The 25098-nt window shown below is 50.7% G+C and carries 24 protein-coding genes; 11 read left to right on the forward strand and 13 right to left on the reverse strand.

Annotated elements, in window-relative coordinates; all coding sequences use genetic code 11:
* Positions 1–404 precede the first annotated feature (404 nt).
* Both A10D4_RS01140 and azu read left to right on the forward strand, forming a co-directional pair.
* Positions 405–905 carry a protein tyrosine phosphatase family protein gene (locus A10D4_RS01140; RefSeq protein ID WP_008487189.1) on the forward strand — a complete coding sequence of 167 codons (501 nt, stop codon included), beginning with the start codon at positions 405–407 and terminating at the stop codon, positions 903–905.
* 138 nt (positions 906–1043) lie between these two features.
* Complete coding sequence (azu, locus tag A10D4_RS01150) at positions 1044–1496, forward strand: azurin (RefSeq protein ID WP_008487190.1); 453 nt, start codon at positions 1044–1046, stop codon at positions 1494–1496.
* Between the two features lie 200 nt (positions 1497–1696).
* On the opposite strand, the gene A10D4_RS01155 is transcribed toward azu, so the two are convergent.
* Positions 1697–3799, reverse strand: coding sequence for a TonB-dependent receptor domain-containing protein (locus A10D4_RS01155; protein ID WP_008487192.1), 2103 nt, complete (start codon positions 3797–3799; stop codon positions 1697–1699).
* 105 nt (positions 3800–3904) lie between these two features.
* Here A10D4_RS01155 and A10D4_RS01160 point away from each other — a divergent pair, with 105 nt between their 5' ends.
* From A10D4_RS01160 to A10D4_RS01175, 4 genes are read left to right on the forward strand one after another with little or no spacing between them, the layout of a single operon-like run.
* Positions 3905–4753, forward strand: a complete 849-nt coding sequence (locus A10D4_RS01160; RefSeq protein ID WP_008487193.1) for a heme/hemin ABC transporter substrate-binding protein — start codon at positions 3905–3907, stop codon at positions 4751–4753.
* Positions 4754–4756: 3 nt separating this feature from the next.
* Positions 4757–5818: a FecCD family ABC transporter permease gene (locus tag A10D4_RS01165; protein ID WP_008487194.1), complete on the forward strand. Its 1062-nt coding sequence runs from the start codon at positions 4757–4759 to the stop codon at positions 5816–5818.
* Positions 5805–6602 (forward strand): heme ABC transporter ATP-binding protein, encoded by a 798-nt coding sequence (locus tag A10D4_RS01170; protein ID WP_008487195.1) that lies wholly within the window; start codon positions 5805–5807, stop codon positions 6600–6602. Before A10D4_RS01165 ends, A10D4_RS01170 begins: the two co-directional genes overlap by 14 nt.
* 11 nt (positions 6603–6613) lie before the next feature.
* Positions 6614–7342 carry a HugZ family pyridoxamine 5'-phosphate oxidase gene (locus tag A10D4_RS01175; RefSeq protein ID WP_008487196.1) on the forward strand — a complete coding sequence of 243 codons (729 nt, stop codon included), beginning with the start codon at positions 6614–6616 and terminating at the stop codon, positions 7340–7342.
* Positions 7343–7364: 22 nt separating this feature from the next.
* On the opposite strand, the gene A10D4_RS01180 is transcribed toward A10D4_RS01175, so the two are convergent.
* Positions 7365–7766, reverse strand: a complete 402-nt coding sequence (locus A10D4_RS01180; protein WP_008487197.1) for a tellurite resistance TerB family protein — start codon at positions 7764–7766, stop codon at positions 7365–7367.
* Positions 7767–7969: 203 nt separating this feature from the next.
* On the opposite strand from A10D4_RS01180, the gene A10D4_RS01185 reads away from it, so the two are divergent.
* Positions 7970–11161: an amidohydrolase family protein gene (locus tag A10D4_RS01185; RefSeq protein WP_008487198.1), complete on the forward strand. Its 3192-nt coding sequence runs from the start codon at positions 7970–7972 to the stop codon at positions 11159–11161.
* 63 nt (positions 11162–11224) lie between these two features.
* Here the strand turns inward: A10D4_RS01185 and A10D4_RS01190 are convergent, their stop codons facing one another.
* The 6 genes from A10D4_RS01190 to A10D4_RS14505 all read right to left on the reverse strand — a co-directional run bounded on the left by A10D4_RS01190 (position 11225) and on the right by A10D4_RS14505 (position 16806).
* Positions 11225–12160: a LysR family transcriptional regulator gene (locus A10D4_RS01190; RefSeq protein WP_008487199.1), complete on the reverse strand. Its 936-nt coding sequence runs from the start codon at positions 12158–12160 to the stop codon at positions 11225–11227.
* Between the two features lie 111 nt (positions 12161–12271).
* The gene (locus tag A10D4_RS01195) at positions 12272–13486 is read right to left on the reverse strand and encodes an ABC transporter permease (protein ID WP_008487201.1); all 1215 of its coding nucleotides are present in this window, start codon (positions 13484–13486) and stop codon (positions 12272–12274) included.
* An 11-nt stretch (positions 13487–13497) separates the two neighbouring features.
* Entirely contained in the window at positions 13498–14811 is a 1314-nt protein-coding gene (locus A10D4_RS01200; RefSeq protein WP_008487202.1) for an ABC transporter permease, read from the reverse strand.
* 10 nt (positions 14812–14821) lie between these two features.
* Entirely contained in the window at positions 14822–15526 is a 705-nt protein-coding gene (locus A10D4_RS01205; protein WP_008487203.1) for an ABC transporter ATP-binding protein, read from the reverse strand.
* A gap of 12 nt (positions 15527–15538) precedes the next feature.
* Positions 15539–16534 (reverse strand): efflux RND transporter periplasmic adaptor subunit, encoded by a 996-nt coding sequence (locus A10D4_RS01210; protein ID WP_337467659.1) that lies wholly within the window; start codon positions 16532–16534, stop codon positions 15539–15541.
* Entirely contained in the window at positions 16531–16806 is a 276-nt protein-coding gene (locus A10D4_RS14505) for a hypothetical protein (protein WP_337467661.1), read from the reverse strand. The genes A10D4_RS01210 and A10D4_RS14505 overlap by 4 nt, the downstream gene beginning before the upstream one ends.
* A 101-nt stretch (positions 16807–16907) precedes the next feature.
* Here A10D4_RS14505 and aceK point away from each other — a divergent pair, with 101 nt between their 5' ends.
* The gene (gene aceK / locus A10D4_RS01215) at positions 16908–18650 is read left to right on the forward strand and encodes a bifunctional isocitrate dehydrogenase kinase/phosphatase (RefSeq protein WP_008487204.1); all 1743 of its coding nucleotides are present in this window, start codon (positions 16908–16910) and stop codon (positions 18648–18650) included.
* Here the strand turns inward: aceK and aceA are convergent.
* Positions 18634–19962, reverse strand: coding sequence for an isocitrate lyase (aceA, locus tag A10D4_RS01220; protein WP_008487205.1), 1329 nt, complete (start codon positions 19960–19962; stop codon positions 18634–18636). The genes aceK and aceA overlap by 17 nt on opposite strands.
* A gap of 30 nt (positions 19963–19992) precedes the next feature.
* Positions 19993–21585 carry a malate synthase A gene (aceB, locus tag A10D4_RS01225; RefSeq protein ID WP_008487206.1) on the reverse strand — a complete coding sequence of 531 codons (1593 nt, stop codon included), beginning with the start codon at positions 21583–21585 and terminating at the stop codon, positions 19993–19995.
* Between the two features lie 343 nt (positions 21586–21928).
* On the opposite strand from aceB, the gene A10D4_RS01230 reads away from it, so the two are divergent.
* Positions 21929–22588 carry a LiaF domain-containing protein gene (locus A10D4_RS01230; protein ID WP_008487208.1) on the forward strand — a complete coding sequence of 220 codons (660 nt, stop codon included), beginning with the start codon at positions 21929–21931 and terminating at the stop codon, positions 22586–22588.
* 60 nt (positions 22589–22648) lie between these two features.
* Here A10D4_RS01230 and A10D4_RS01235 read toward each other — a convergent pair whose 3' ends face one another.
* Positions 22649–23077, reverse strand: a complete 429-nt coding sequence (locus tag A10D4_RS01235) for an organic hydroperoxide resistance protein (RefSeq protein ID WP_008487209.1) — start codon at positions 23075–23077, stop codon at positions 22649–22651.
* A 134-nt stretch (positions 23078–23211) separates the two neighbouring features.
* Between A10D4_RS01235 and A10D4_RS01240 the strand changes: the two genes are divergently transcribed.
* Positions 23212–23646: a MarR family winged helix-turn-helix transcriptional regulator gene (locus tag A10D4_RS01240; protein WP_008487210.1), complete on the forward strand. Its 435-nt coding sequence runs from the start codon at positions 23212–23214 to the stop codon at positions 23644–23646.
* Between the two features lie 52 nt (positions 23647–23698).
* Here the strand turns inward: A10D4_RS01240 and A10D4_RS01245 are convergent, their stop codons facing one another.
* On the reverse strand, positions 23699–24088 hold the full coding sequence (locus A10D4_RS01245; RefSeq protein WP_008487211.1) for a DUF7668 domain-containing protein: 390 nt from the start codon (positions 24086–24088) through the stop codon (positions 23699–23701).
* Positions 24089–24238: 150 nt separating this feature from the next.
* Entirely contained in the window at positions 24239–24601 is a 363-nt protein-coding gene (locus tag A10D4_RS01250) for a VOC family protein (RefSeq protein WP_008487212.1), read from the reverse strand.
* A gap of 190 nt (positions 24602–24791) precedes the next feature.
* Between A10D4_RS01250 and A10D4_RS01255 the strand changes: the two genes are divergently transcribed.
* Positions 24792–25055 (forward strand): hypothetical protein, encoded by a 264-nt coding sequence (locus tag A10D4_RS01255; RefSeq protein WP_008487213.1) that lies wholly within the window; start codon positions 24792–24794, stop codon positions 25053–25055.
* Positions 25056–25098: the final 43 nt, after the last annotated feature.

Consider the following 25098-nt stretch of genomic DNA (forward strand, 5'->3'; position numbering starts at 1 on the left):
CAGTAGGTTCCTTGTGATTTTCCTTAACTATGAAAAGACAGCCTAGGGAGTTTTAGTCACTATTACTGAAAAGTAAATGCAACATATTGTTAACTTGATAACATTTTTATAGTCATATCTATTGTTTCTATTTTGTTGAAAGTTGGCTAGCTCAGTAAAAATGGGCGATAACGCTGATAAGTCAGTCTGTAAAAGGCTTGCTAATTTTTTTTAGAATTTTTTGTTATAGAAAATAAACACTTTGTATATGAGAAGCCGCATAGCTAAGCCGGGTAATCGCGTTATGTGGCATGCCAGTGCGTATTGCTGCAGGCTGCGCTATAGTTTCATTCAGCTAAGCCGTGGCCGGCTGCGAGCTAGGCTCGGTATAACAACTCACTAGCACGGTTGAGGGAGGATTGCTTATGCGATTTGTGGTGATGATGGGGAGTGTAGCGTTGATACTGATGTTGAGCTGGCAGTCAGCTCTTGCGCAAAACACACAAGGTGATACAGATTTTCAGGTCAGTGGTCAGCCCAGCGCGGCGCAATTAAGTGAATTTGCCAAGCAGGGTGGGCAGGCGGTTGTTAACTTGCGTGGCGCCGACGAACCCTTGCCGTTTAATGAGGCGGCGTTAGCCAACGAACTAGGGGTGTCGTATTATGCGATTCCGATTGCTAATGCGAATGACCTAACGTTGTCCAAGGTCAAATTGTTTGATCAGGTTATCGGTAAACTACAGCCTGAACAGACGCTACTACATTGTGCCAGCGGCAATCGCGTTGGCGCTATGATGGCTTTAAGAGCCGGCTGGTTGCAACACAAAAGCGCCGATGAGGCGTTACAGATTGGCCGTCAGCATGGTTTAAAGTCGTTAGCCGATACGGTTGCTGAGTTGCTCCAGGAATACCCGCACGGTCGTTGATATGGGGTTGTCTAGGCACGCTTGCGAAGTCATCCAAGTCGTCATTGCGTACGTATTTTGTAGTGTGTGTAAAACCATTTAGCCAGTTTCGGCTGGCTTCAATCAGCTTCAAATCAAGGTCAGTGTAAGGAGAGTATGATGAAACTGTTATCGTCAATTTTGGTCGCCAGTGGTTTATTGGTAGCAGCCAGCCAAGCCCAGGCTAATGACTGCGAATTAACCATTACTGGTAACGATCAGATGCAATATGACAAGCAATCGTTGAGCGTGCCAAAAAGCTGTAAAGAAGTGACTTTGACGCTTAAGCATAGTGGTAAAATGGCAAAAGCGGCGATGGGGCATAATTGGGTGCTCAGTAAAGCCAGTGATATGAATGACATCACAAAGGGTGTGTATAGCGCAGGGTTAGAGAACAACTATGTGCCTGATAGCGACAAAGTAATCGCTCACACCAAAGTTGTCGGTGGTGGCGAGCAAACCTCAATCACTTTTTCTACCGAGGCGCTGTCAGCCGATCAGGATTACGTTTTTTTCTGTTCTTTCCCTGGTCATTGGAGTGTGATGAAGGGTGACTTTAAGGTGACTCAATAGTCACTTGCTGACATAAAAAAGGCGGGCATCCTGCCCCTTAACCAAGCTGGAGTCAGCAGCTTGAGTCAACAACCAGAACGCGTCTCGTCCTTGGTTACTATTTACTCTAGTCGGCAATGTTAATCGTTGCACTGACCTTTGCAGATTTTTACATTGTCGCGCCTGCTGGATGTTGGTCAATCTCAATTTAAACGCGATGCTTAGAATCGATAACTCAGTTGTGCGCCCAGCGAGCGCCCAGGCTGGCTGTATTGCTCGGTGCTGGTGCCTTCGCTTAAACCAGCAATCGTGCCGTAAGGTACATACTCGCGGTCGAGAATGTTAAACACCCCAGCTTGCACTTGCCAGTGTTGCCAGTTAGCGCCAACTAACCAATCTAAGGTCGCCCAGCCACTGCTAGCCAAGGCGTTATCGCTGGGTAAGCGAGTCATACCGTCGGTTGCCGTAAGTAACCATTCACTGTACCAATTGTCACCGTTATAACGGAGCGCGGTGACCGCTTGTAACGGATTGATCGAGGCTAACTCGCGGTCGCTGGTGTTATCTTTGCCTCGTGTGTAGGCAGCGCTAAAGCGACCTTGCCAATGATCGCTAAACCAATGACTGGCGTTGATCTCCAAACCATAGATATCAGCTTCGTCGCGATTGACATATTGATAAGAAATACGGTCAACACCGGGTATTGGGCTGGGTGTTAACGCCACCACTTCGGTGTCGATAAAGTCATCAAACTTACTGTAAAAGGCAGCCACATGAACACGTGTTTGCCCGTTAGCAAATTTTACCCCGAGTTCGATTGCGTCACTGGTTTCTGGCTCTAGCTCTGGGTTCGGTAGTATCTGATAAAATGGCTCAACACCGTGGCTTTGATAAGCTTGGTCATGGGGCGGTATTTTAAAGCCGCGCGCATATTGTAGGTAAATGTTGGTGTTGTCTGATAGCGCATAAATAGCGCCTAATTTAGGCGAGAAAGCGGTTTCATTCATATCCCGTAGCTGCGTCATATCGTACAGAGGATTGTCGTTAGCCGACATTTCCATATGATCAACACGGAAGCCCGCGATCAACTGCCAGGCGCTATCTTTAAAGGTGATATTATCTTGTACAAAAACACCGCTTAACAGCGTTTCAGCACCCGGAAAAGCCGCCTGTGGTTGATTGCTAAATAACGGCGTACCATCGTTTAACTGACGTGTTTTATAACGCGGACGATCGGTGTCGTACCAGTCGACATCCAGCCCGTAAACCAAGCGATGTTCACTGTTGTTATTTGTCAGACGCTTGCTGGCTTGCCAACGTAATCCCCAAATGTCTTGTTCGAAGTCGTAGTCATTCAAGTCAATATAAGCACCTTCAGCGCCATTACCCGGCCGAATTTGGTCACTTTCTTGCTTGTAGTTGCTGTAGTACAGCTGCCCTTGCCAGGCATCGTACCAAAGGCTCGTAATACTCGATTGATAGTCTAACGATAGCGCCGTGCTGCGGTCTTTATCGTCGGTCTCGTTAGTACCGCTGGTGAGTGTTTGCTGATTACTCAACTGGTAATGATCGAGCGTCAATTTAAATTGCTGTTGCGCCGATAGTTGGTATTGCCATTTGGCTAGCAGCGAGCTGTTGTCAAAATCAAATCCGGGCAGGGTTTCTGGATAGTTTTGGGTCTCGTGACCACGGCGATGGTTAAGGTCGAGCAGCAAGCTGTGCTGGCCTTGCTGGGTGGCGGCGGTAACGCCCGCGTAGGCTTGTTCGGCGACACTTTGATAGCCGACATTAAGTGCTAGATAACGGTCGTCGTGCTGCAACAGATCGTCAGGATCGATGCTGGTCATGACCAAAATACCGCCTAAGCCATCCGAGCCATATAGCGGTGAGGCTGCGGCTTTCGCGAGTTCCACCCGTTGCAGCTGTTGTGTCGATAAGTAACCGCGTCCAATCAGATACCCGCCACCGCCAGCATAGCCGTCATTTAAACGGCGACCATCTTTAATATAAATCAGCCGATTACCGCCGATACCACGCACCGATAGGGTTTGCGGTGCACCTGCCACGCCGGTACTAGAGACGCTAGGGTCGAATCTAAACAGCGTGCTTAAGTCGGTACTCAGTTGTTCACTGACGCGCTGACGAGAGAGCACGCTGACCGCACCGGCGACGTCATCTAACGATTCTTCGGTACGCGATCCGGTGACCACGATGATGTCGTCAATGTTGTCTGTATCGGCTGAGACGGTTGCAGCTTGCAGTGCGCCGCTAGGTAACAATAGCGCAGCGACCAACATAGCGACAGGGGTTAAACGGGGATTCATCAGACTCTCCTTTAATTAGTAACGATTCTTATTTGCATCTTTTCGCGAAATACTATAGATTCAAATGAGAATTATTTGCAACAACTCTTTTGAGGAGATTCAGCCATGTGGCGGATGTCAGGTATAAGCTTGCTATGTGTGGTCGGGTTAATGCTGTGGCGACCTGCGTCAGCAAGCGCTACAGAGCGTTTGGTAACTGCTGGTGGCACCTTAACCGACATCGTTTTTGCCTTGCAGGCGGGTGATAGGGTGGTTGCTGTCGACGTTTCCAGTACCTCACCGGCTGCGGCGGCAGCGTTGCCGAAAGTGGGCTATTACCGCGATTTAGCCGCCGAGGGCGTGTTATCGTTCGCACCAACCGAATTATGGGTTTTAGAGGGTTCAGGCAGTGACCAAGTGTTACAACAAATCGCTGCCACCGGCGTTAAACTGCGGCATTTTGCCAAGCCGCATAACTTTAAAGAGTTGCAGTTACTGATACAGCAAGTCGCTGCCGCATTAGACATACCTGAACGGGGACGTCAGTTGAATCAGCAACTACGTGAGCAATTGCCGTCTGTGGCAGCATCGCGTGGACAGTCAGCGTTGTTTGTGATGCAAGCGTCGGAGCGCGGGGTTATTGCGGCGGGTGGCGATAGTGTGCCCGACCTGCTGATGCATTATGCGGGCTTACATAACTTGGCCGAGCACCAAGGTTTTAAAACCATCTCTAGAGAATATTTAGCGGTGATGCAGCCAAACTATTTGATCGCGCCTGCACATGTCGTGCAAATGGCTGGTGGTGAACAGGCCTTTTGTCAGCAACCCGCGCTGTCGCTGCTAAGCGCTGCTAAACAATGCCGTTTAGTGGTGCTGGACTCGTTGCTAGCGTTGGGTATGACCACGCGTTTTAGCGAGGCGGTCGCTTTGCTCAAGCAGGCCGTCACTAAGGCTAATTTGGTACAGGTTAACTAGTTAATGACGTCTTTAGCGTTAATGTCACCGGCCTACTATCGGCAAAAATTATGGCAAAAGCTGCTCTTTATGGCGCTGCTGCTGACTGCCATGCTGCTGCTTGCCGTGGGGCCGGTGACTCCCGATTTAAGCGCCTGGCTACAGACATTGTTGGCACCCGCTGACGCGCCACAAACGGCGCTGACCGAATTGCAGCGTCAGGTCGTGGTGCAGATAAGGTTGCCACGCCTAGTGCTGGCGGTATTGGTGGGTGCGGTGTTGGCACAAAGTGGTAGCGCGACGCAAGCGTTATGCCGCAATCCGCTGGCCGATCCGGCCTTAATCGGTGTGTCCGCGGGCGCCGCGGTAGCGGCGTTGGCGATGATCTCCCTGGGTCCCCAACTGGGTGTCAGCGGTAGCCTATGGGTGACCGTTGCCGCTTTTGTTGGGGCACTTTTATCAACCTTATTGATTTACCGTTTGGCACGCCATAACCAACAAGTCAGTGTCGCCACTTTGCTGCTGGCAGGGGTCGCGATTAACGCCTTAGCGGGGGCGTTGATTGGCTTACTGAGCTATTTCGCCAGCGACGATGCTTTGCGTTTGATGACGTATTGGCAGATGGGGTCGCTAGCCGGTGCTAATTGGCAACAGCTATGGCCCGGTATTGCGGTGATGCTGATCAGCTTGTGTCTGTTGTGGCGCCTGCGTAGCGATATCAATGTGTTGCTGTTGGGTGAACAACAAGCGCGCTATTTGGGCATAGACGTTGCGCGCTTGAAGCGCCGATTGATTGTGCTGGTAGCGTTAGGTGTTGGTGGCGCGGTGGCGATGTCGGGCATGATCGGCTTTGTCGGCTTGGTGGTGCCGCATATCGCACGATTGATGGTGGGCGCCGATATTCGCCGCATGCTGCCGGTGGCGATGTTATTAGGGGCGTTGGTATTGGCGCTGGCCGACGGCTTAGCCAAACTAGTGGTGATGCCCGCCGAGTTGCCTATTGGTATTGTCACCGCTTTACTCGGTGCACCTTTCTTTATCTATTTACTATTGAAGCAAAAACGGAGTTTTTATGCTGGATATTAGTGAATTACAACTCAATTTTGGACGTCAACAGGTGTTGGACAACATTGATTGCTCGCTGGAAGCGGGGCAGTTGGTTGCTATTATTGGCGAAAACGGTGCGGGTAAATCGACGCTACTACGTAGTTTGGCTGGCGATCATGATTATCGCGGGCGTATCGATTTACATGGTCGTGAACTGCGTCAATGGCAACCCGATAAACTGGCGCGTATTCGCGCGGTGATGGAGCAACAGCAAACGTTAAGCTTTGCCTTAACCGTGGCTGAACTAGTAGCTATTGGTCGCCACCCCTATGCGGAAACCGAGGCACAACAGCTAGCGGCCATCGAGCCTTGGTTGGCACGTTTTCATTTAGACAAACTGGCTCACCGCGAGGTCACCAGCTTGTCGGGTGGAGAACGACAGCGGGCGCAACTTGCGCGTTGTATGACCCAATTAGATGGCAAACTCGAAGGCGAGAAGTTGTTGCTGCTGGATGAACCGACCTCGGCCTTAGATTTGTATCACCAACACCAATGTTTACGCGCGGTTAAGCAATTTTGCCAGCACGGCAACTTAGCGCTAGTGGTGTTGCACGATTTGAACTTAGCGTCGCTTTATGCAGACCAAGTACTGGTTATTCATCAAGGTCGATTATTCGCCCATGGTAGCGCCCAGACGGTGTTTAACCGGCGCTGTTTACAGTCGGTTTACAGCACGCCGATGTATATCAGCCAACACCCGTTTTTAGGGGTGCCGATGGTGTTTTCAGAGCCCGAGCACCTGCACCGCCAGCGTTTTAATTAAAAGGTTTTAGCATGAGTATTCGTCAACAGGCGGTGCAAGCCGCTCGTCAATTAGTACAGCATCAGCGACAAGGCGTGTTGTCGACCACCTCGGTGACCTTAGCGGGCTACCCGTTTGGCTCGGTCACACCGGTGTTACTGGATGACCAACAGCAGCCTTTGCTATACATGTCTGACATTGCCCAGCACAGTAAAAATCTAAAAGTCGATCAACGCGCTAGCCTGACGGTGTATGCGCAGGCCACAGAGGGTGACCAAAACGAGCAGGGGCGTGTGACGGTGGTCGGTGATATGCAGTTGCTATCTGATGAACAGGCGTTGGCTCGCTATTTTCGCTGGTTTCCCGCGGCTCAAAAATATCAAAATATGCATGATTTTCGGCTTTGGCAAATGCAGGTCAAGCGCGTGCGCTATATCGGTGGCTTTGGCGATATTTTCTGGCTTGAGAAAGCGGAATGGCAGCAGCCCGAGGTGCAGTGGCAAGTCAGCGACGAGCAGGGCATGATACAGCATATGAATAACGATCATGGCGACGCCAATCAATTACTGTTTCGCTTAGCGGGTGGTCGGGTTGAGGCCTCGCAGCCGGTTGCAATGGTTGCGGTTGCTGCCGAGGGTTGTTTGTTGCAGCAGGGCCAGCAGCAGCGTTTTGTTGCGTTTCCCAGTTTATGCTTGACGCCGCTAGCGGTGCGACAGGCATTAGTCGAACTGACACGTCAGGCGCGTCAGCGCGTGGCTTAACGTCGGTTGCAGCAACTGGCGGTTAGCTCATTACCGCCAGTTTGGTGCGAATATAGTCGGGATGACTGATATACAATAAATCGGCAATTTTGCGCAGCATCGCTTCCTCGTACGGATCGAGTACGTTGTCGGCGTAGGCCGTTTGCCATAAGCTTTTTAGCAGGTTCACGCGTTCCCCATATTCGAGCTGCTTTAACTGATGAGTATAGTCGTGTAGTGAGGCGGCGTTATCGGCAATACTGCTAGCTACGCGATAGGCTTCGTCGGCTTGCTCGCTAGATAACCGATACTCGTCCTGTAAATACTGCAACGCCTGCCGCTGTTCGTGCTCGTCTTCGTCAAAATCGGCGCGCGAGATCTCGATCATCAACACTAATGCGAGCAACTGCTGTTGGTTCAGGCCGGCTACCGCCGGGCTATTCATGTCGGGTAATTAATGCTTGCAGCGCTTTGAACATAGCTTCTAACCTGAATCATGAATGTTATTGTTATTCGGCAGCAAAGCGACGTTAAAGTTCCACTGGTCGTATTCCTTTGACCGTTAACCGTCAGCGACTGGACAGCGGCTGTGACGCTCAGTACAACCCTTGTTAGGGCAAATACATAATAACTAACAGGGTTAAAACCATGAACAAACACTTCTCGCCATTACGCAAGCCGTTGCTAGCGGCTGCTATAGCCGCGGCTTTGCTACCCGCATTCGCTGCTGCCGAGCAAACCTGGTCGGTCAACGAGCCGCAGGGTGACTTCAAGCAGGTCGACATTAAGGTACAAGAAGGCACCTGGATGAATGTCGATATGAGCCCCGATGGCAAATACATCGTGTTTGACTTGCTAGGCGACATCTATCGTATCCCCGCCAGCGGTGGCGACGCTGAACTGCTATTGGGTGGCATTGCTTGGCAAATGCAGCCGGTTTATTCACCGGATGGGCGTCATATTGCCTTTACTTCAGATCAGGGTGGCGCTGACAACATCTGGATCATGGATGCCGATGGTAGCAATGTACGTGCGGTTACCGACGAAACCTTTCGTTTGCTGAATAGTCCGGCGTGGAGTCCTGACGGCGAATTTTTGGTCGCTCGAAAACATTATACCGCACGTCGTTCGCTGGGTGCCGGTGAGGTCTGGATGTACCATAAAACGGGCGGTAGCGGGGTGCAATTAACCGCTCGCGACAATGATCAAAAAGATCTTGGCGAACCGGCGTTCTCGCCCGACGGTCGTTATATTTACTTTTCGCAGGATGACACGCCCGGTAAAACCTTTCACTACAGCAAAGATTCGTTAGAGGGTATATACGAAATTAAGCGCTACGACCGTGAGAGCGGTGATATTGACGTTATACTGGCGGGCGCCGGCGGTGCCATCCGACCGACGCCATCGCCAGACGGTAAATATCTGGCTTATATCAAGCGTGAAGACTTTGACAGCGTACTCTATTTATACAACTTGCAAACCGGCGAACAACAGCGCTTATTCAGCGATTTAGATCGTGATATGCAAGAAACTTGGGCTATTCATGGTGTTTATCCGACCATGGATTGGACCCCAGATAGCCAACAGTTGGTGTTTTGGGCGAAAGGTAAAATCATGCGCCTAAATATTGCCGACCAAAGCACGCGCGTGATCCCATTTAGTGTCGACACCAGCAAGCAAGTGCAAACCGCGTTGCGCTTTAAACAAGATATCGATAACGACCAGTTCGACGTAAAAATGCTGCGTATGGTGCAAGTATCACCAGACGCTAAACAGACCATTTATGAGGCGCTAGGGCACTTATATCAACGCGATTTAGCGGGTGGCGAGCCGCAACGCTTGACCGACCGTAATGATGCGTGGGAGTTATTTCCCAGCTATTCACGTGATGGTAGCAAGCTGGTTTACAGTACTTGGCACGATCAACGTCAGGGACAGTTAATTGTGCGCGACTTAAACACTGGCAAAGAGCGAGTGCTGAATACTGGCAAAGGTAAATTTATCGAAGCGGTGTTTGCGCCTGATGGCAATAGCGTGGTCTACCGTAAGATCCGTGGTGGCTATATTACCCCCGATAGCTTTGGTGTTAACCCAGGCATCTACCAACTGTCGTTAGCGTCGGACAGCGAGCCCCGCTTGCTCTCAGAAAACGGCTATCAACCACAGTTTGGTGCGCGCTCAGATAGACTTTACCTGATGGATGCGGGCGCCACACCACGCTTGCTCAGCGTTGACTTAGAGACGCTGCAACAGCGTGAACTGTATAGCGGTGACCATGCTACCGAATATCGGGTATCACCAGATGGCAAATACTTAGCCTTTGCCGAGCGTTTTAAAGTGTTTGTGACGCCCTTTGTCGAGCGCGGCGAGACGATTCATATTGGCCCTGAAGATAAGCAATTGCCGGTTAAACAGTTGTCAGTAAGGGCGGGCGAAAATATTGCCTGGACCGCCGATAGCAAACGATTGTATTGGTCGTTAGGGCCAGAGCTGTATCATACCTCGGTGGCCGGGCTGTTTGATATCGGCGCTCAAGCGCTGGATTTAAGCGGCGTTGAAAGTGGCACCAATATTAGCTTTCAGCAAGACAGCTTAGTGCCCGATGCAACCGTCGCCTTTGTCGGCGGTCAGGTACTAACCATGAACGGCGATGAAGTCATCGAAGACGGTACTGTCATCGTCAAAGGCAATCACATTGTGGCAGTGGGTACTAGCGCTGAGATTGACGTACCCGCCGACGCGCAGGTGATTGATACTCGCGGTAAAACGGTAATGCCGGGATTATTCGATGCGCACGCGCATGGGCCGCAGGGCGATAATGAGATCATTCCGCAACAGAACTGGAAGGCATATGCCACTCTGGCTTTTGGCGTGACGTCGATTCATGATCCGTCAAACGATACCAGCGAAATTTTTGCCGCCAGTGAAATGCAAAAAGCGGGACTTATCGCGGCGCCGCGGATTTTCTCTACCGGCACCATTTTATACGGCGCCAACGGCCCCGGTTATACCGCCCATGTCGATGATTTAGACGATGCCAAGTTTCACTTGCAACGGTTAAAGAAAGTCGGCGCTTTTTCGGTTAAAAGCTATAACCAACCGCGTCGCAATCAGCGTCAGCAAATTATCGAAGCCGGACGTGAGCTAGAGATGATGGTAGTACCCGAGGGCGGATCGCTGTTACAGCACAATCTGACCATGGTTGTCGACGGCCACACCACCATTGAGCACTCGATTCCAGTAGCCAATATGTATGATGACATTGCGCAACTGTGGCAGCAAACCGATGTGGCTTATACGCCGACCCTGGGCGTTGCCTACGGCGGTATTTGGGGCGAGAACTATTGGTATGCCGAAACCGATGTCTGGAAGCACCCGCGCTTGAGCAAGTTCGTGCCGCAAGATGTGCTAGTGGGCAAGTCGATGCGTCGCGAAAAGGCCCCACACAATCACTACAACCACTTCAATAACGCTCATGTCGCTAAGCAGCTACAGGATTTGGGGGTTACCGTGGTGGCGGGGGCTCATGGTCAACGCGAAGGGCTGGCGCAACATTGGGAGATTTGGATGATGGCGCAAGGCGGTATGACACCGATGCAAGCGTTACGTACCGCGACTATCGACCCGGCGCGTGAGTTTGGTATGGACCATCAGCTTGGCTCTATTGAAAACGGTAAATTAGCCGACATCATTGTTATTGACGGCGATCCGTTAAGTGACATTCGGGTTACCGATAAGGTCACTCATACCATGGTCAATGGTCGTCTGTTTGACGCCGAAACGATGAACCAGCTATCGCCGCAAGCACCCGCCCGGCAGCCGTTTTTCTGGCAACAATAAGTCAGGAAAAGTGAGTTATAGTAAAAACGCCCGCTGCTCAGCGGGCGTTTTTTTAGGGACGGTTTACGTATCGTTAGCGGTTTCGGCAACCAGCTGTCGGAACCAGCGGTGACCCTCGTCGTGTTGTAACAGCGGGCTCCAAATCATGGTTAGCGACAACGGTGGAATGGTAAACGGCGGTTCGCGAGTCACCAGCGCCGGGTCGTTGCCGTACAGCTCGGCGGCACGGGTGGGCAAGGTCGCGATCAAGCCCTGCCGGGCTAAATAAATAGCCACATGGTAGTTACGGGTAAAGACTCGAATGTCGCGCTTTTTGCCCTGTCTAGCTAGCGCTTCATCGACCCAACCGAGTTTTTGTACATCGTGTGGGTCCATTCCCACACCCACGCCAAAGCCGGTTTTGCTTACCCAAACATGTTCGTAACGCAAGTAGTTATCCAAGCTATAGTCGTCGAGTAACGGGTGGTCTTTTTGAATCAAGCAGGCAAAGTTATCTTTCCACAGCGATTTTTGATGAAAAGACTGTGGCAGTTTTTCAAAACGGTTAATGGCCAAATCAACTTTACCGTTCTCGACATCGTGAAAACTAATATCTGACGGCGTCATAATATCCAGAGAAATGCCGGGCGCTAAGGTTTTTAACTTGCCCAATAAGGTAGGTGTCAGTGTAGAAGCGGCATAATCTGAGGCCATGATGCGAAAAACGCGCTCGCTTGAGGCGGGCTCAAATTCGCGCGAGGGCTGGATCATCTCCTCTACCGAATACAAAATATCGCGTACCGGCTGGCGCATTTCTAAGGCGCGTTCGGTGGGTATCATACCCTCGCTGGTGCGCACTAAAATGGGATCGTTTAACAGCGTACGCAAGCGCTTTAAGCCGTTGCTCATGGCCGGTTGGGTGATATTAAGTTGCGCAGCGGCTTTGGTGACGTTGCGTTCGCGCAATAACACATCTAAGTAAATCAGTAGGTTAAGATCGATATCCTTTACTGTATTCATGGTTTGAATAACCCCGTCTACCTCTATTAGCCGAGATTATAACGATTTCGTCGGGGCGCCGCCATCGCTATCGCCAGCAAATCGCAGTCCCCGACCTCAACCTTAGTGTTCTTACTGACGTGTCGCCAACGCCGGCGAAATGGCGGCAGCCTTGCGCGCGGGTCCGTAAACCGCCAGTAAGCCGACCACAATTAACAGCAACATGGCGACCGGCAAATACAGCCAGCCGATACGGGGTAGGTTGAAGGTATCGACTAACCAGATATTTAGCAAAATACTACTGACACTGCCTAGCACTAAGCCGACCACAGTCGTGAGCAGATTCTCCAACATAAAATAACCGATAATGTCATTGCGACTAGCGCCCAGCGCTCGCCGTGTGCCGATTTGTTTGCGTCGCCGGTTAACGTTAAAGCTGACCATGCCGATAATGCCCAGCGCGGTGATAATGACCAACGCGGTCATGGTCACCCACAGCACTCCCTGCAACGCTTGATCGTCACGATAGCTACGCGCTCGGGTTTCGTCCATGGTACGTACATTGCGGATCAAACGGCCTTGCGGATGTTGGTCTAAGTGATCTTGCACCGCACGCATGGCTTGGTTTAACTGGCCGGGCTGGGCGCGGATAAAGTAGCGGGAGCTGCCAAATAGCGTTCGTTGCGGTATTAGCATCGAGCGCTCGACCCCCGACCAGCCATTCCACGGTGCTTGTAAGCGATCGATCACGCCGATGATGGTGGTCTGCGAAGTAGACGAGATGTAGACACTTTTGCCGACCACTTGGGCTGGTGATAAGTCGGGGAATAAGCCTGCTGCGGTAGCCTCGGTAACGATAATTTGTGATGGCCAATCAATGGCATTCTTTTCCCGTTCACCTATCTCGTTAGCGCGAAAGTTACGCCCAGCGATTAACTTAACACCCAGTGTATCTAGGCCGGTTTCATCAACAAAGTACACCGCTGCCCCAACCCCGCTGGCTTGTTCATCCATGGATAGCGATAAGCCGGTTGACCAACCACTACTGCCCAGTGGTGTGGCATTGGTTTGAATAGCGCCGGCCACGGCGGGGAGGGCACGCAGTTGACGCAGGTCCTCGGCTACCACTAACGCTTCATTAAAGTTGCTGGCGTAACCGGTGCTGGTTAAATAAAATTGATTGGCTTCGTCTAGCCCCGATGGCCGCGACATTAAGTCGCCGCGGCTACTGATCACGTGAATGGCGTTGACCACCACGGTCATGGTTAAAGCAATCTGCAACGCCAGCAATAAGGCGCCAACTTTATTGCGGAGTAAAGCTCGGAAAGTCGGTCCGATGGCTATCATCACGATGTCCTTTATTGTGTTTTAAGTTGACCGGCAGGCGCGATAGCGCAAGCTCGCCAAGTGGGATAAAGGCCAGCCAGTATGGCTGCCACCAATGCCAGCAGCATGCCCATCCCAAGTAATGGCAAATCCAGTTGCGTGAGATCTTTTAAGTTGCCTTGATACAACCGTTCTACGCCAAGCAGTCCTAGCCATGTCAGCACTAGCCCTAATACGCCACCGGCGATACCGATACAGGCCGTTTCTAACACGTGTTGTTGCATTAATTGCCGACGATTGGCGCCTAACGCCCGACGTAGCGCAATTTCTGGTGTTTTACCCAGAAACTTAGCGAGCAGTAAGGCAACCGTGTTGAGTAAGCAAACCAGCAAAAACATCAACGCCATGTACATCATGATTTGTGCGTCATCGCTAACCACCTGTTGCTTTTCCATCCAGCTCATGACATCCGATAGGTGGTTGTTGAGCGGGCGAGGAAAGCGACCCAGTTTCTTTTGCTCGGTAACGTAGTTGTCCAAAAAGCGCTGGTAATCCGCTACGGCTTGTTGGTCGGACAGTTCGACCCAAAACTGATTGCTGATACACTCGGAGTTTAAATAAGCTTGAAAAGTGGCGTCGGGCAATGGCTTCCAGCAATTGTTATTGCCGCCGTTAGGCAGTGTTAGCGCCTCTTTTAATAAAAAGGGCACATAGACATCATTCATGTCAGCAAAAGCACCGGTGGTGACGTCGAAAAAGCGGGGCCGCGGTTGCCAGGGTTGCATGACGCCAACGATCTGAAACAAGCGACCGCCCATGCGTAGTGACTGTCCCACCGAGTTTTCACCGCCGAATAAACGCTCGTTCATGTCGTGGCTTAACACCACCACTAACTGTCGACTTTGGTCGGCATCGCTGTGCCAACCTTGGCCGTATTGAAAGGGCACGTTAAACATCGGGAAAAAGTCGCTGTAGGCCAAGCGCACCGACGCCGAAAACGGCTTTTGTTGTGCTACATCCGGTTCGATAACCATCATTGAGGTCGCCATCGCTGATTGCCGTTCGGCTTTGGCGGCACGCATTAACTCGGTAGCGTCGCGCCAGGTCAGTTGATCTGGTGGTTGATTAGGTTCTAAAAAGGGTTCGTCCGCGCTCCAACTATCAAGCTGTACATAAAACAAGCGGTCGCTCTTGCTCGGAATGGGATCGGCAGACATCAAATAATTGACCGTGATGGTGGTCATGGCGGCAGCGATACCCAGCGCAATCGCCATTACCATTAATAGCGATAAAATTGGGTTACGTTTTAGGCTGATCAGGCTCTGGCGCAGATAATAACTGAACATGGCTGACCCCTTATGCGCTAGCAAACTGCGATACGGCACGCTGATTAACAACTTGTTCGCTGGCGCGACCATCGCGAATGACTAAATTGCGACTGGCGCGTTTGGCTAATTCACTGTCGTGGGTAACCATGACAATGGTGGTACCGCGTTGGTTGATTTGTTCTAACAGCGCCATCACCGATTGCGCCATTTGGCTGTCGAGGTTGCCGGTGGGCTCATCGGCCAGCAAAAAGCGCGGTTCACCAGCCAGTGCGCGAGCGATGGCGACGCGTTGTTGCTGACCGCCAGACAGTTGCGTCGGTAAATGTTTCAGGCGATGCTGCAAACCGACTAACTCCAAGCTTTGCTCGATGCGGCGTTTGCGCTCGGCGGCGTTAAAGCCGCGATAGCGCAGCGGTAAGTCGACGTTATCGAACAAATTTAAATCGGCGATCAGGTTGAAGCTTTGAAAGATAAAGCCAATTTTTTCGTTTCGTAAGCGTGATAACGCTTTGTCGTTGAGCCCCTGAACCGACTCGCCATCCAGTTGGTAGCTGCCGCTGTCAAAGTCTTCTAGTAAACCTGCGATGGTCAAAAAGGTGGTTTTGCCAGAGCCTGACGGGCCGGTAACGGCAATAAAATCTCCCTCGTTAACGTTCAGGTTAAAGTCGCGTAGCGCATGAGTTTCGACATCATCGGTACGAAATTTCTTGGTGAGTTGCTGCATCACTAACATGGTGGTGATCCCTTAGTCGGTTAGGCGCACGGTGTCGGCGCTGGCAAATGGTTCGGTGTCCGAAATAATAATGCGGTCGCCTAACTGCAAGCCGTCGATGATCTCGACCGCATTGAGGCTGGTGGCGCCGATGGTGATAGCGGTGCGGTAAGCAATACCGTCTTGTACTTTATAAGCGACGCGGCCGGCGCCACTATTGATAAATTGTCCCCGACTGACCTGTAGTACATTGGCTTTGTTTTCCAATAGCACACGGGTGGTTAAGCGCTGACTCTGTCTTAAGCCGGCCGGCATCGAATCGGCAAAACGCACGCGTCCAATCACTTGGTTATCTTGGATCTCGGGCGAAATGGCGATCAAGGTGGCGGCGTGACGTTCGCCGTTGTAATGAATTTCAGCGGCCATGCCGAGCGCTAAATCATCGGCATAGCTTTCTGGGATGGCGATTTCAACTTCGTAGGCAGACAAGTCAACTACACTCAGTAACGCTTGATGACGGGTGACCTGATTTTTCTGTTGCAAGCTCAGGTTACCAACCATACCTGCGACCGGCGAAGTAATACTTAAGGCGTCGGTGCGGCGGCGTAAGTCTGCGACCAGCAATTGTTGGCGGCTAAGTTCTAGCTCACGAGTCTGTAGTTCAAAGCGCTGACTTTCGTTAGCCAGTTGCGCATCGGCTTCGGCATGTTCAAAAACTAATTGCGCGTTTTCCAGTTCGTCCTGTGCTTTTTCGTAGTCAATTTGGCTGATGGCATTCACTTGCCAAGCCTTATCGGCTCGACGTTTTTCACGCTGTGCGGCGGTTAAGGTGACGCGGGCAATATCCACCGCTTTTTTATTCTCTAGGGTCAATTGGCGACTGTCGATGTGCTGGCGTGATACCGCTATGCTCAGTCTATCGAGGGTGGCTTGCTCTTGTTGCAGCTGGTTTTGCAAGTCAGGACTGTCGATAACCGCCAACACATCGCCTTTTGCCACGGTGTCGCCGGCGTTGACCTGATAACTCACGATACCATCGGCAGGTGCGTACAAGGTGGGGCTGACCGCCGCCCCTGAATACTGATGTCGCGGATTAAGTCAGCTTGCGTAACGGTGGCGATGCGCAGGCGCTCCATGGGCACCGACGCTTGTGCTTTTGACCAGCGCGCCACACTCGGTATTAGCAGCGCCAATAACAACGCCAGCGTCAGGCTGCCCCCCAGCACTAGCATTAAGCGGCGTTTGCGACGTGGCGAGCGTTCGATGACGACATCTTGGGCGCTGGTGTCGGCAATTTTCATAGTCAGATCTCATGGCTGCAGGTAACTGCTTAACTGAGTCGTAAAATCGTTGAAAAAGGTTTAAATTGACGTTAGAAAATCTTTAATGCGATGGATGGGCTATGTCGATCACGGCGCTCAACAGTCTCGATGCGGGCACTATTGTGCAGTTGATATTGCGTGGTTTTCAGCGTCATTACACGTTATTTCAAGCATTGACGCAGGAGGTCGCGGAACACTTCTCAAAAGGCCGGTGGCAGGGCATTCAAAAAGTGTCCATGGCGCGTATTTCTTGTTACGACGAACGGGTGGCTGAAACCACTCAGTTGCTGCGTAAGCGTATGCCAACCGATGACTTAGACGAAGCGCTATGGCGCCAAGTCAGGCTCAGCTACCAGCAGTGTTTACAGTTTCATCCACAAGCCGAGTTAGCCGAGACCTTTTATAATTCGGTGTTTTGTCGTTTGTTTGAACGCCGTTATTTTAATAACGACTATATTTTTGTCGCATCGACGTTAGCGGACGCCATTCCGTTGCCATTAGAAAGCGAATTTCGTTCTTACTTTCCGGTTGTCGACGGCATTGCGAACAGTTTACGAAAAATCATTGCCGATAGTGGCCTCAGTAATGCCTTTCTGGATTTAACGGATGATATTAAACGTTTGCGTGAGGCGTTTATGGGGCGCACGTTAGAGGCCGATTTAGCCGCTCATGAGTTACGCATTGACGTACTAAAAGCGCCGTTTTATCGCAATAAAGCGGCTTATATTGTCGGTCGCATCGTTACCGCTAACCGCGTTTATCCGGTAATTGTACCGATTTTACGGCGTCAAGATGGGCAGTTATTTTTAGACGCGTTGATCACCGATGCCGCTCAAATGGCCATCATTTTTGGCTTTGCACGCTCGTACTTTTTTGTCGACACGCGCGCCCCGTCGGCGTTGGTGCGCTTTCTCAAACAGTTGATGCCGAACAAGACGTTAGCCGAATTGTACGCCGCGATTGGTTTTCATAAGCAGGGTAAAACCGAGTTTTATCGGCAGTTTTTACAGCACCTGCAAAGCACCGATGAATTAGTGGTCAATGCGCCCGGCACCAAAGGTTTGGTGATGTCCGTGTTTACCCTGCCGTCTTTTCCGTATGTGTTCAAGGTGATCAACGACCGTTTTGGGCATAGCAAGCAAATTGACCGCGACACCGTCATTAAGCGTTACCGTATGGTAAAACAGCATGATCGCGTGGGACGTATGGCGGATACCTTGGAATTCACCGACGTGGCTATTCCTAAACAGCGCTTTGCGCCTGAATTGCTAGCCGAGTTGCAACAACATGCGGCGATGTCGTTGTGTTATGAGGACGACTTGGTGGTCATTCGGCAATTATTTGTCGAACGCCGTATGATCCCGCTAAATGTTTACCTGAGCTATGCCAGTCAGGAAGATATTTGTGCGGTGATGAACGATTACGGGCAAGCCCTAAAAGATATGCTGGCGGCGAATATCTTTCCCGGCGATATGTTATTAAAGAACTTTGGCGTGACGCGGCAGCGGCGGGTGGTGTTTTACGATTATGATGAAGTGCGCTACCTAACCGATATGCAGTTTCGTGATATTCCCGAAGCGCAAGACGACCACCAGCGTTATGCCGATGAACCCTGGTATACGGTGGGTCCAGACGATGTGTTTCCGCAGCAATTAGCGACCTTTGCCTTAACCGATAGCAACCTGCGCGAGCTGTTTCGGGCGAATCATGCCGAACTGTTAAGTGCCGCCTATTGGCAGCAACAGCAGCAAGACATCCGCGCCGGTCAGGTCGCGGATGTCTTTCCTTATCCACAAACGTTACGTTTTAAGCGGGATGCTTAAATTGTGCCTCTTCGGTTGAACCGGTGAGTGCCGTCACCGATGACTGACCGCCTTGAATAACATTGGTGACGCTGTCGAAGTAGCCAGTACCGACTTCTTGCTGGTGCGCCACGAAGGTGTAGCCTTTGTCCGCCGCAGCAAACTCTTGTTGCTGTAATTTCACATAAGCAGACATATCGTTACGGGCATAATCGTAGGCTAATTCGAACATGTGGTACCACATGTTGTGGACACCGGCGAGGGTAATAAACTGGAATTTATAACCCATGGCTGCCAGCTCACGTTGGAATTTAGCGATGGTGGCATCGTCCAAATTACGTTTCCAGTTGAATGATGGCGAGCAGTTATACGCCAGTAGTTTACCCGGATACTGAGCATGTATGGCTTCGGCAAAACGGCGCGCTTCATCCAAGTCGGGTTTTGCCGTTTCGCACCACAGCAAATCGGCGTATGGCGCATAAGCCAGGCCGCGTGATATGGCTTGTTCGATGCCAGCGTTGACACGGTAGAAGCCTTCACTGGTGCGCTCACCGGTGCAGAATGGTTGGTCGTTGGCATCAACGTCAGAGGTCAGCAAGTCGGCGGCGTTGGCGTCGGTACGTGCCAATAACAACGTGGGCACGCCAGCGACGTCGGCAGCCAAACGTGCGGCGATTAGCTTTTGCACCGCTTCTTGTGTTGGCACTAGTACTTTACCGCCCATATGGCCGCATTTTTTCGCCGCCGCCAATTGGTCTTCAAAGTGCACGCCAGCCGCACCCGCATTAATCATTGCCCGCATCAATTCATAGGCGTTGAGTACGCCGCCAAAACCGGCTTCGGCGTCGGCCACAATGGGGGCAAAATAATCGATGTAGCTGTCGTCATCGGCACTGAGGCCATGACTCCATTGGATCTGATCGGCACGCGCAAAACTGTTATTGATACGCTCGACCACGGTGGGCACCGAGTTGACCGGATATAACGATTGATCAGGATACATACTCAACGCACTGTTATTGTCGGCGGCGACCTGCCAGCCGGATAGATAAATCGCTTGTAGGCCAGCTTTCACTTGTTGCACCGCTTGCCCACCGGTCAGCGCGCCGAGTGCATTGACGTAGGGCTTGCCAAATTTTTCTTGCGCGGCACCGTTGAGTAAGCGCCACAGTTTGTCAGCACCGCGGCTGGCATAAGTGTGCGTGACAGGCACTGAACCGCGTAAGCGAATGACATCGGCTGCGCTATAGCTGCGGCTGATCCCTTGCCAGCGAGGATTGTTATCCCAGTCGTGCTGTAACTCGGCGATGGCTTGTTGTTGTTGCTTGTTCATAGTGGTTTCCTTGTCGGTTTGCGCGGCTGCTTATGGCAACTGCTGATAACCCGGTAGCGTCAGAAATTCGGTTAGGCTAGCGGCGGTGGTGATGTCGAGTAAAAGCTGTTGGGCTTGCACGAAAGGCTGTTGTTGCCAGCGCGCGCTGCCAACTTCGGCTTTTACCCGCGCCGCTTCTTCATCAAGCAGCGTTGTAAAGAGCTCGGCAGTGACAATGCGGCCGTCGTTCAGCGTTTTGCCGTGTTTTATCCATTGCCAAATCGAGGTCCGTGCAATTTCTGCAGTTGCGGCGTCTTCCATCAGGCCATAAATTGGCACGCAACCACGGCCGTCTAACCAAGCGCTGATGTACTGTAAAGCGACACGGATGTTCATGCGCATGCCTTGTTCACTGCGCTCACCACTGCAAGGCTGCAATAGCAGTGCTTGGTCGACGTCGCTGATGTCGGGTTGTTGGTCAAGCTGATTATCGCTATCAAGACCATCGACAAACACTTCACGCACGGTAGCGGCTAGGCCGGGATGCGCTATCCACGTACCGTCGTGACCGTTATCGCGCTCTAATTCCTTGTCGGCATAAACTTTAGCCAGTATTTGCTCGTTCTGTTGTGCGTCTTTACTGGGAATGAATGCCGCCATTCCACCCATTGCCAGCGCGCCACGGCGATGACAGGTGGCAACCAGTAAACGTGAATAAGCGTTTAAAAATGGTTGGGTCATAGTCACTACTTGCCTATCCGGTAAGACCCGGTCAGGATGCGCGCGTAAAGTTTTAATGTAGCTAAAAATATAATCCCAACGACCACAATTAAGCGCTGCAATATGGTCGCGCATGGCGTGCAAGATCTCATGCATCTGAAAGACCGCCGGTAATGTCTCGATCAGCACCGTGGCGCGGATACTACCGGTGTTCAAGCCTAGGTATTGCTCGCTGAAATGAAACACGTCAGCCCACCAAGCCGCTTCACGACTGTGCTCGAGTTTGGGTAGATAAAAATAAATACCGCTACCGCGCGCTAAGCGTGTTTGATAGTTATGAAACAGGTAAAGAGCAAAATCCATGAGTGCGCCGGCAATGGCTTGTTGTCGATAAAGGATATGTTTCTCGGGCAGGTGTAAACCGCGTACCCGGGCAATCAGTAGTGCGGGTTGAGCTTTCAACGCGTACTGCTTACCGTTGGCATCGGTAAAACTAATATTGCCCAGATTGGCATCACGCAGGTTTATTTGCCCTTCAAGTAGCCCCTGCCAAGTCGGTGATTGCGCGTCTTCAAAGTCAGCCATAAACACGTCGACATCGGCGTTAAGCGCGTTTATAACCATTTTTCTATCCACCGGGCCGGTGATTTCTAAGCGTCTTTTGGTTAACTCTTGGGGTAACTCAGCGATACGCCAGTCGCCCTCTCTCAGGTGCCGCGTCGCGGCGTCAAAGTCCGGTAGCTGGCCTTGATCGTAGTACTGTTGTTGTTGCTGCCGTTGCGCCAGTAGCTCGGTCAAACGTGGTTGAAACTTACTGACTAAAGCGCTTAAAAAATCGACCGCCGCCTGAGTAAACAATTGTTCACTGGCTGAGGTCGACGTAACGACGAAGTTTAATGGCGTTGAATGCTGTTGCTGAACCATCGGTGTGCTCGCTTTTTGTGCATTTGTTAACGATGTGTTTCAGCGTAGTCTGAATTTTATTTATTTATGAAATTTATTAAATAAATCTCAATCATTTTATTTGTGAATGTTAAGCAGTGTTTTACTGGCTTCCCGGTATGAAGCGGACTTGTTATCGCCAATATCTCGTTTTTTTCGCTATTATTTAAGAAAAATAACCGACTATCGCGTAAGTCAATAAGATGAATTTATTTAAGTTTTTGTTTTATATGTATTTATTTTCTGGCTTGAACTTTGCTTAATATTTATATGAAGATGGCTGGTGAGCCATAATTTGATAATAGAAGCGTTTAAGGAGTGACTCATGGCTATTCATAACGACGGTGTAACGATCACCGACAGACCGATTGAACAAGTGCGCGAGCAAGCCATCGACCAGTTGATCATGAGTTATGGTCATGGCGTTATTTCGGCAGAGGCGTTCGAGCGTCGCTTAGACGAGGCAACAAATACCGACAGCCATCAACGCTTAGTGGAGTTGGTTGCCGATCTCAGTTTGGAGCCGGATAACGCTTATCAGCAACAGCGCCAACAGAGTTTTATGCCACGTTATCAAAGCGCTGGTACAGCACGCCATGAGCGCATTACCTCCATACTGTCGTCGAGTCATCGCAACGGCCAGTGGCTAGTACCCGAGGAATTATCGGTATTAGCCGTTTTGGGCAGTGTTACTTTGGACTTTTCTGACGCGACTTTTACCACTCAGCAAGTCACCATAAACATCGCTAACTGGGTTAGCGATGTCACCTTATATGTGCCTGAGCACGTCAATGTGGTGCTACAGATGACCGACATTTTAGCGTCAACCGACAATACGGCGCCATCAATGGGCGGGCGTCAAGGCCCGACTCTGGTGGTCACCGGTCACGCCGCGCTCGCCAGTTTATCGGTTGAAGTTAAATGCACCATGAAAGAAAAGTTTGTGGCGTTTGCCAACCAGGTACGGCAAAGCTTAAAGAGCTAAGCCTCAGATCTATAGAGGCTTAGCTGGTTAACACTATCATGCGCTGCACTAGCGCGCTGATTAAGCGACTTCAATCGTCACGTCGATATTGCCGCGAGTGGCGTTTGAATAGGGGCAGACTTGGTGTGCTTGGTCGGCTAATTGTTGGGCACTGGCCTTATCTAAATCGGGTAACTTAACTAACAACTTAACCGTTAAGGCAAAGCCTGCTCCAGCCGGGCCTATGCCGACTTCTCCGGTGACCTGTACGTTGTTACCGAGTTTGATTTTTTGGCTAGCGGCAACGTGTTGCAGGGCGCCAATAAAACAAGCGGAATAACCGGCTGCAAAGAGCTGTTCTGGGTTGCTGCCGTCACCGCCGGCACCGCCCAACTGCTTAGGCGTCGAAAGCTCAATGTCTAATTTGCCGTCGTCTGAACGGGCGCTGCCGGTACGGCCACCGGTAGCGGTTGCGATAGCGGTGTAAAGTACGTTATCGGGAGTTTGCATGATGCTATCCTCTTAGGTCGTGAGTAAATATTTGAATATCTAGTTTGCATGCAAAATAAATATAGCCAAATCGAACTTGCTTGGCAACTACTTTGTGTGCAAAATAGTTTGACGATAGCGCGATGGATGTTGTTATGACCGATTTACTGAAGCTAGATAATCAGCTATGTCACCGCTTTTACACCATTTCTAATGCCTTAACGCGTGCCTATCGGCCGTTGTTACAGGCGCTAGATTTGACTTACCCGCAGTATTTAACCTTGTTAGCCTTGTGGGAGCGTGACCAAGTCTCTATTCACAACTTGTTGCGGAAAACCCGCATCGATGGCGGCGCGATGAGTTTAATGCTGAAGAAGTTATCGGCTAAAGGATTGCTTGAGATTCATCGCGCGGACAACGATCAACGGAGTCGGGTTGTTGTGTTGACCGCTGCCGGACGAGCCTTAAAAAATAAAGCTGAAAGTGTGCCTGAGGCGATGCTTTGTCACTTGTCGGCGCTATCAGCTACAGAACTGCAACAGTTAAGAGGTTTACTCGATAAGCTGGCAACCACGCTGAATCACGATTGAACCCGGTGATTGTCGTCAATACCGGGCTAACCGACTCATTCATGCACTGCTGTTACAGCACATGAATGTCATGGATGGTGACTTCAAATTGATTGGCTTGAGTTGGCTTAAACTCAAATTGTACCGTTAAATCCGTTAACTGGTCGTTGACCGGTAAATTGAAGTCACACAGTAAACCGCCGTCGTCGCGCTCCATAAAGCAGGGCTGGCAGTGGTCGATATCGCGGTTATCAATGCAATAAGTTGGCGTTTGCCGACCATCGCCAAAGTAGCTAGTTAAACACTGCTGAATATCGGGACGACTCCACTGCCGACCCGCCTCATTGGGTTTATCGATCAATGCTTGGGCATTGCTAAAATCACCAATGGCGACGCAGCCTAACCAGTGTTGGCAGTATTGTTTAATAGCGGTGGTTTTTGCGGCGGTTGCGATGGTTAACATATGAATACTCCGTTATTCCTCAATTAACCCCTTGGGTTGGTTACAAAGCTGCAGCCAACTGCGAAAGATATAATCAGGTTGACTATATCAGCAGTATGGCACAGCCTGATTTGAGTCATCTGTTAACGAATTGCAAAGCCTCTGTAAAAATTAGGCTAAGTGTTTTTCAGACCAAACCGCAAACTCATTACCGCTTGGTTCGAGAAAATGAAAACGGCAGCCACCGGGAAACTCAAAAATGGGTTTGATGATGCGCCCGCCGTGCATTTTTACTTTATTTAAGGTGGCTTCGATATCGGCGCTATAAAAAATCAGCAATGCGCCACCGTTTTCGCTCAGGCTGGCTTGTTCTGCACGATAAAAGCCACCATCTAACCCCTCACCAGAAAACGCGGTGTAGTCATCGCCGTAATCGGTAAATTGCCATTCAAAAACCGCGCTAAAGAACGCTTTGGTGGTATCCAGATCGTGGGCTGCTAACTCGACATAATTGAGCTTTTCATGTTCCTTCATATGCCGTACTCCGATTGCTTGACGGAATTACAAAGATTAGCACGCAGTGGGCTTTTTACCACTCGTTTGAGCGGATTCACTGTGTAAAAAAGATGCAAGTAACTAAACGTTTAGGGCATGATCGACTAGACTTTAAAGATGTATGTAGTCGCTATTTTGATGTGACGCGAAAAGGCGTTGAGGAGGACAGATGAAAAAGGAAGCCATACTCGCTGATCCAGCATCGGCCTATGCCAAACCTAGCGATGTCTTAAAAGACCAGCAACTAACCGATGAAGAGAAAATTGATGTGCTAGAACGCTGGGAATACGACGCACGTGAACTACAGGTTGCCACCGAAGAGAACATGCCGGGCCAAGACGAGGATGTTCTGGAAGATATTCTTAAGGCAAAAAGCCAGCTGCAGGGTGATAACGGCAGCGATATCGAGGGTGACAATAAACACGGTAGTTGACGCTTAAGCCGCAGATACAAAAAAGCCAGTCCGAAGACTGGCT

Origin of the sequence: Idiomarina xiamenensis 10-D-4 (assembly GCF_000299895.1) — a bacterium.
GTDB lineage: Bacteria > Pseudomonadota > Gammaproteobacteria > Enterobacterales > Alteromonadaceae > Idiomarina > Idiomarina xiamenensis.